Annotated in this window: 5 protein-coding genes; all 5 read left to right on the forward strand. The window is 57.3% G+C overall.

Features of this window, described 5'->3' with window-relative positions; translation table 11 throughout:
- A partial coding sequence (locus JW953_16525; protein MBN1994305.1) for an ATP-binding cassette domain-containing protein occupies window positions 1-799 on the forward strand: 799 nt, incomplete at its 5' end.
- Window positions 800-890: 91 nt separating this feature from the next.
- Window positions 891-2,672 (forward strand): ABC transporter ATP-binding protein, encoded by a 1,782-nt coding sequence (locus JW953_16530; protein MBN1994306.1) that lies wholly within the window; start codon window positions 891-893, stop codon window positions 2,670-2,672.
- A 72-nt stretch (window positions 2,673-2,744) separates the two neighbouring features.
- Entirely contained in the window at window positions 2,745-4,385 is a 1,641-nt protein-coding gene (locus tag JW953_16535; protein MBN1994307.1) for a hypothetical protein, read from the forward strand.
- Window positions 4,386-4,413: 28 nt separating this feature from the next.
- The gene (locus tag JW953_16540) at window positions 4,414-6,171 is read left to right on the forward strand and encodes an ABC transporter ATP-binding protein (GenBank protein ID MBN1994308.1); all 1,758 of its coding nucleotides are present in this window, start codon (window positions 4,414-4,416) and stop codon (window positions 6,169-6,171) included.
- Between the two features lie 15 nt (window positions 6,172-6,186).
- Window positions 6,187-8,005: ABC transporter ATP-binding protein (locus JW953_16545; protein ID MBN1994309.1), on the forward strand; the 1,819-nt coding region annotated here is incomplete at its 3' end.

The raw sequence follows: 8,005 nt of genomic DNA on the forward strand, positions 1-8,005 counted from the left end.
CCCCCAAATTAAAGACCGGCCTGATGCAATCGGCATGTTCTCTCCCCGGGGACGGGTCGCTTTTGAAAACGTTACCTTCAACTACAACGGCCAGGCGCACGATGCTGTGCTGCGAGACATCAGTTTTGTGGCCGAGCCGGGCCAAACTGTGGCCATCCTTGGCGCAACCGGCTCCGGCAAGTCGAGCTTGATCCACCTCATCCCGCGTTTTTACGATGTCGCCGCCGGCCGGGTGACAATTGATGGCGTTGACGTGCGAGCGATCAGCCAGGAGACGCTGCACCGCAATATTGGCGTTGCGCTGCAAGAAGCCATCCTTTTCTCCGGCACCATCCGCGACAACATCCGCTACGGCCGGCCCGAAGCCACCGAAGAGGAGGTGATAGCCGCGGCCAAAGCAGCCCAGGCGCATAATTTTATCACCGAATTCCCCGATGGGTACGATACCCGGCTTGGCCAGCGCGGCGTCAACCTGTCGGGCGGGCAAAAACAGCGCCTGGCCATTGCCCGGGCTTTACTCACCCAACCCGTCGTGTTGATTCTGGACGACAGCACCAGCGCCGTGGACGTGGAAACCGAGGCCAAAATTCAAGACGCGCTGGCCAAGCTGAGGCAGGGACGCACCAATCTGGTTATTGCCCAGCGCATCAGCACGGTTTTAAACGCCGACAAAATCCTGGTCTTGGACGGGGGCACGGTTGTGGCCGAGGGCACGCACCCGGAACTGCTAACCTCCAGCCCCATCTACCGGGAAATCTACGACTCCCAACTGGGAAACGGAGGCGCCGTCCATGTCTAACCACCAAACAAGGTCCCAAACTACGGCTAGCGGCCCGCGCCCAGGCCCAGGCCCTTTGCCCGGCCCGGGCGGCGGTCGCGGCCCTCTGGCCATGCTGGGCGAAATCAAAAAACCCAAAGATACGCGCGGCACGCTGCGCCGCCTGTGGACGTATTTACAGCGGCACAAGATGGAATTGGGGATCGTGATGATCTTGGTTGCCGCCACCACCGGGTTCGGTTTGCTGGGGCCTTATCTGATGGCCATTGCCATTGATGATTATATGCTGGCCGGCGATTTACCCGGCCTGGCCAAAATTGTAGGGCTGATGATGGGCGTCTACCTGATCACCTCCGCCACCACCTGGCTGCAAATTTACGTAATGGTTAAAGTGGCCCAACGCACCGTGCGTGATCTACGCAACGACCTGTTTGCCAAACTGCAAACGCTGTCGTTGCGTTTTTTTGACCAGCGACCCCACGGCGAGTTAATGAGCCGGCTGACCAACGACATCGAAAATATTAGCAACGTGCTTACCGAAAGTCTGAGCGAATTTATCGCCGGTATTTTAACCGTGTTTGGGGTGGCGGCCATGATGCTGGTTATCAACGTGCCGCTGGCCATCGTCAGCCTGGTGGCCGTTCCTTTGATGATGTTCATGACCCGGTGGATTTCAACCCATACCCGCAAAGGGTTTCGCCGGCAGCAAGAAGCATTGGGTCATCTGAACGGCATCATTGAGGAAACCGTTACCGGACAGCGGGTGGTCAAAGCCTACAGCCGGGAACAGGCTGCCATTGATGACTTTGAGCAGGCCAACCGCAAGCTGCAAAGAGCGGCCATTATGGCCCAAACGTATGCCCTGGTGCTGGGGCCATTGACCAACTTTGTCAATAACGTGAATTTTGCCATTGTGGCCGGGGTTGGTGGTTGGATGGCGGTGCAGGGCCTGGCCACGGTAGGCACCATGGTTGCCTTTGTCAATTATGCCCGGCAGTTTGGCCGTCCCCTCAACCAGATTGCCCACCTGTACAATATGATTCAATCCGCCCTGGCCGGGGCGGAACGGGTCTTTGAAATTCTCGACGAAACCCCCGAACTGGTTGACCTACCCAATGCCCCGTTGCTGGACAAGATTGCGGGTGAAGTGGTGTTTGACCGGGTCTGTTTTGGCTACCAGGCTAACGTGCCGGTGCTCAAAAACGTGAGCCTCCACGCCAGGCCGGGGCAGACCATTGCCCTGGTAGGGCCAACGGGCGCGGGTAAAACCACCATCATCAATCTCCTCTCCCGCTTTTACGATATCAACAGCGGCGCAATTTACATTGACGGGCACGACATCCGCACGGTGCAGCGGGCCGGGTTGCGCCGCCAGTTGGGCATTGTGCTGCAAGATATGTTTCTATTCAGCGGCTCGGTGATGGACAATATCCGTTATGGCCGGCTCAATGCCACCGACGAGGAAGTTATTGCCGCGGCCAAACTGGCCAACGCCGACCCGTTCATTCGCCACCTGCCCCAAGGCTATGACACGCTTCTATCGGAGCGGGGCAGCAATTTGAGCCAGGGCCAGCGCCAGTTGCTGGCTATTGCCCGCGCCGTTCTGGCCAATCCGCGCATTTTGATTTTGGATGAAGCGACCAGCAGCGTAGACACCCGCACCGAAATGCACATTCAAGAAGCCCTCCTATGGTTGATGAAAGGCCGCACCAGTTTTGTCATCGCCCATCGCTTGAGCACCATCCGCGATGCCGATGACGTGTTGGTGATCAATGAGGGCCAGATTATTGAACAGGGCAATCACGAAGCCCTGCTGGCCTGGCAAGGGTTCTACTACCACCTGTACATGAGCCAGTTCAAAGGTCAGGTAGTCCCTGTCGCCGCGCCGGGCTAAAATGTTAACCTGGTTTCAAGAGAAATAGATTTCAAATAAATCCAGCAAACCTTTGGAAAGGAACAAAACATTATGCTGAACCCTTTAAACACCCAACAACAACAGTGGGTAGAAACAACGTTGGCGGCAATGAGTCTGGAAGAATGTGCAGGACAACTCCTTTGTCCCAGCCTGCCTCGTTTCACCACGGCTGATTGGTTGGACCTGCTTAAAAAGGTTCCCCTGGGCTGTATGTTCATCCGCAATATGCCGCAAGATGAACTACGCCAGATGATGACGGCCATTCAAGCCCATTCACCCATCCCCATCCTGGTGGCCGGCGATCTGGAGCATGGGGCGCAGGCGGTGCAGGATGAAGGCACTGTGTTTCCCTGGCTGATGGCGGCTGGGGCGACCAACAACGCCGAACTGATGGCGGCTATGGGTCGCGCTACGGCTGTTGAAGCGCGTTATGCCGGGTTGCATTGGACGTTTGGACCTGTTGTAGATTTGAATTACAATTTCAACAACCCCATCACCAATATTCGCGCCCTCAGCGATGAGCCGGAGCGGGTCATGCGCCTGGCCCCGCCGTTCATACGGGGCTTGCAGGAAAACGGTCGCCTGGCCGCCACAGCCAAACACTTTCCCGGCGATGGCGTGGATGACCGCGACCAGCATCTTGTGACCTCGGTTAATAGCCTGCCCTTTTCGCAATGGCAGGAAACCTACGGGCAGGTGTGGACATCCGTCATCAAGGCAGGCGTGATGAGCATTATGGCGGGCCACATTTCCTTACCCGACTACCAGGGATTTACGGCTTGTCCCGACGACGCTCCCCCGGCCACCCTCAGCCAAGAGCTACTCCTTAACCTGTTGCGCCAGGAGCTTGGCTTTGAGGGCCTGATTGTTTCTGACGCCTCGCCGATGATTGGCCTCACCTCGCGGGTGCCGGCGTCTGAGCGCATCCTTCGCAACCTTGCCGCCGGCGTTGACGTGTATCTTTTTCCCGACCCCATCAAAGATTTTGCATGGCTTATCCAGGGCGTGCGTGATGGGCGACTTTCCGAAGAGCGAATTCGCCAGTCAACCCGCCGGGTATTGGCCCTGAAAGCGCGGCTCAATCTGCCTCAAGACCCCTTTGGCCCTCCCCCATCCGATGCCCAGAAGCGCGGTTTTCAACAGGCGGCCCAGGACATGGCCGATAAGAGTATCACGGTTATGCGGGGTGATGGACGCCCGCCGCTGCAACTTCCGTCAGGAGCCAGGGTGCTGACCGTCACCATCGGGCAGCTCAACCAGTTCATGGGCCAAAAGGATTTGGAAACCTTTGACCTGGAACTACGTCGGCGCGGTTATCAGGTAGACCATCTGCTCAACCCCGAGAACGACGAATTGCGCGACAAAGTGGTGGCTTATGACCTGGTCTTCATCAACCTTTTCACGACCCCTATGATGGTTTTAGGCACTATCCGCACGGTTGTCGGCGGCTTCAGGTCCTGGGGTTGGCGTTCCATTTTTGTGGATAATCCCCACGTGGTTTTCACCAGCTTCGGCAACCCTTACACGCTGTACGAAATGCCCCACATCCCCAATCTGGTGGCCGCTTATGGCGACAGCGAAGTTTCCCAACGCGCCGCGGTCAAGGTTTGGCTGGGCGAGATCGAACCGCAAGGCGACTGTCCGGTCGAACTACCGCGCGTCGTCGTGAAACCTTGGCCAACAGGTAGTTAACTTCAGCGGGTAAGGCAACCTAAACAAAGTGAAATCCCTACGACGTATACTCCCCTTTATGCAGCCCTACGGCTGGGTCATCACTATTGGTATTCTGACCACGGTGCTGACGGCGGCGATGGAATTGACCGTACCCCGTTTGCTCCAATATGTGATTGACCAGGGCATCCGAGTCGGCAGCATGACCGTCATTATCCGGGGATCGGGCATTATGTTTGCCGCCGCCCTGGTTGGGGCGGTAGCCATATTAGTTCAGGGTGTTTGCCGGGCGCAATTATCGCAAGGCATTGCCTTTGACCTGCGCAACCAGCTTTTTACCTACATCCAGGGCCTGTCTTTTGGCAATCTGGACCGGATGCAAACCGGCCGTCTGATGACGCGCATTTCCAGCGATGTGGATGTGGTGCGCATGTTTGCCAGCGCCGGAATATTGTTGCTTCTGCGGGCCGGCTTGATGGTTATCGGCAGTGTCATCCTGATTGTTCTCACCGACTGGCGACTTTCCATAATTATGTTCGTCATCCTGATCTTGGCCGGCCTGGTCATTCGGAGCATCATCGGTGTGGCCAGCCCTTTGTTCATTAATGTCCAGCAAAAGCTCTCGGCGCTCAACACCCTGGCGCAAGAAAATCTGGCCGGGGTGCGGGTGATCAAGGCCTTTGTGCGGGAACAATTCGAAATTGAACGCTTTAACGCGCGTAGCACTGACTACATGCAGCAATACATTAAAGTGGGCCGGTTGATTGCCGTGGCCCTGCCGGTTTTGACCCTGTTGACCAACCTGGGCAGCGTGGCCGTTATCTGGTTTGGCGGGCTGGACGTGATTGGGGGCCGGCTCACGGTGGGTCAACTGGTGGCCTTTAACAATTATTTGATGATCGGCATGGCCCCGCTGATGTTGTTGGGCAACATGCTGACCATGGCCACGCGGGCCGAAGCTTCCGCCGCGCGGGTGATGGAGGTATTGGACGCCAAACCATTGATTCAGGCGGCGCTGTCGCCGCACCGGGCCGATTCAGTGCGGGGGCACGTTGTTTTTGAAAATGTGTCGTTTCACTACAACGGCAATGGCGGGGAAGCCGTGCTGGACGACGTAAGTTTTGAGGTTAAACCGGGGCAGCGCGTGGCGCTGTTGGGCGCCACCGGCTCCGGCAAAAGCACTCTGGTCAACCTGATTCCCCGTTTTTATGATGTGACCGGCGGGCAGATTCGCCTTGACGGTATTGATGTTCGGCAATGGTCGCCGGAGGCGCTGCGGTTGCAGATAGGCATGGTGCTCCAGCAGACCACCCTGTTCAGCGGCACCATTCGTGAGAATATCGCCTACGGCCGGCCGGAGGCAACCCTGGAACAGGTAATAACGGCGGCCCAGGCCGCGCAGGCTCACGAGTTTATTATGGCCATGCCCGCTGGGTACGATAGTCTTGTTGAAGCGCGGGGCGCAAACCTATCTGGCGGTCAGCGGCAGCGGGTGGCGATTGCGCGGGCGCTGCTCATTTCGCCCGGCATTTTGATCCTCGACGACAGCACCAGCGCCGTGGACATGGACACCGAATTTAAAATTCAGCAGGCCCTGGACGAGTTAATGCGGGAGCGGACCACCTTTATCATCGCCCAACGCATTACCAGCGTGCTCAACGCCGACCAAATCTTTATCCTGGATAGCGGTCGGATTGTGGCCCGGGGCACGCATCAACAATTGATGCAGATTAGCCCCATTTATCAGGAAATCTACCACTCGCAGCTTGGCGAGCACAACCTGGTCAGGGCGACGTTGACCGCCTAACCATTGGAGCAATTGATGACCCAACAGAGATCAGATTCACCTCCCCCCAGACCGCGTTTAGGCGTTGGCGGCGGCCCACTAACCGGCGAATCTGCCCAAAACACCCGGGCCACCGCCTGGCGACTGCTGACTTACTTGCAGCCATATCGTTGGCGACTGGTCAGCGTGGCCGGGTTAGTGGTGGTTGATACCCTGTTGAGCCTGGCCGGGCCTATTCTCCTGGGCCGGGCGATTGACCACTACATCATTCCCGCCAACGTATCCGGCCTGCTGCAAATTGCCCTGCTTATGTTGGCGGTCTATGTGGGAGCGGGCCTGGCCGCGACCATTCACGGCGTGTTGATGGTAGGCGTTGGCCAACATCTGGTGGCCGACATCCGGGCCGAGCTGTTTGCTCATCTGCAATCGCTCTCAATGGCTTATCACGACCGGCACAAAGTGGGCGATTTAATGAGCCGCGTGACCAATGATACCGAAGCCATCAACCAGGTTCTCTCCAACGGCCTCATCCAGTTTACCAGCAATATCCTGTTGTTGGCCGGCATTATGGTTTCGATGTTTTTTCTCAACTGGCCGCTGGCCTCGGGCACGTTGATTATTCTGCCCCTGATGTTGTACATTACCGGCGAAATCACCCGGCGGAGTCGCCAGGCTTTTCGGGCGGTGCAGCGCAACCTGGGCAACCTCAACGCAACAATGGAAGAAAATATTGCCGGCATTCGAGTGGTGCAAGCCTTTGCCCGCGAAGCGGACACCATTGCCGAATTCCGGGCCGTCAACGAAACCAATCGCCAGGCCGGCATCAAGGCCGACATCATTACCGCCGCCTTAGGCCCCATGTTCACCACCATGAGCATTCTGACCATCGCCGCGACGGCGCTGTTGGGGGGCTGGCTGTCGATCCGGGGGATTGTGTCGGTGGGGGTGATTGCCACGTTTGTGATTTACATTATGAACTTCTTCCGCCCTATGCGTTCCATCGCTATGGTTTATAATCAATTACAGTCCGCCCTGGCCGGAGCCGAGCGTATCTTTGCCGTGCTGGATGCCACCCCCTCCGTTCCCGACCTCCCGGCGGCACATCCCCTCAAAAACATCCAGGGGACGGTAAAATTCAATCAGGTCAGTTTTGCCTACGAGCCGGGCAAACCCGTTTTGGCTAACATTGACTTGGCTGCCTCGCCCGGCCAGACCATTGCCCTGGTTGGCCCGACGGGCGCAGGCAAAACCACCATCATCAGCCTGTTGAGCCGTTTTTATGACGTGAGCGAAGGGGCAATCTATATTGACGACAAAGACATCCGCACCGTTCAGCAGGCGTCCATCCGCGAGCAGTTGGGCATTGTTTTGCAAGATACCTTTTTGTTTTCCGGCACTGTGCTGGAAAACGTCCGCTATGGTCGCTTGACGGCCACGGACAAGGAAGTCATTGCCGCGGCCACCCTGGCCAACGCCGACCGTTTCATCCGGCTGTTGCCCCGGGGCTACCGGACCCAGGTATCGGAACAGGGCCTCAACTTCAGCCAGGGCCAGCGCCAGTTACTGGCCATTGCCCGCGCTATTTTGGCCGACCCGCGCATTTTGATTTTAGATGAGGCCACCAGCAGCGTGGACACCCGCACCGAAATGCACATTCAGGAGGCCCTGCTGCGTTTGATGAAAGGGCGCACCAGTTTTGTGATTGCCCACCGCCTGAGCACCATTCGCAACGCCGATGAGGTGTTGGTTATCAACAATGGCCGCATCATTGAGCGCGGCACCCACAACCAGTTGTTGGCTCAGGGTGGTTTTTATCACGACCTTTACATGAGCCAATTCAAGCGGTATGTAACCC

The organism is Anaerolineae bacterium (genome assembly GCA_016931895.1).
Taxonomy (GTDB): domain Bacteria; phylum Chloroflexota; class Anaerolineae; order 4572-78; family J111; genus JAFGNV01.

Coding starts and splice junctions, on each gene's coding strand:
- JW953_16530 (MBN1994306.1), top strand. CDS start 891: ATGCTGGGCGAAATCAAAAAACCCAAAGATACGCGCGGCACGCTGCGC.
- JW953_16535 (MBN1994307.1), top strand. CDS start 2,745: ATGCTGAACCCTTTAAACACCCAACAACAACAGTGGGTAGAAACAACG.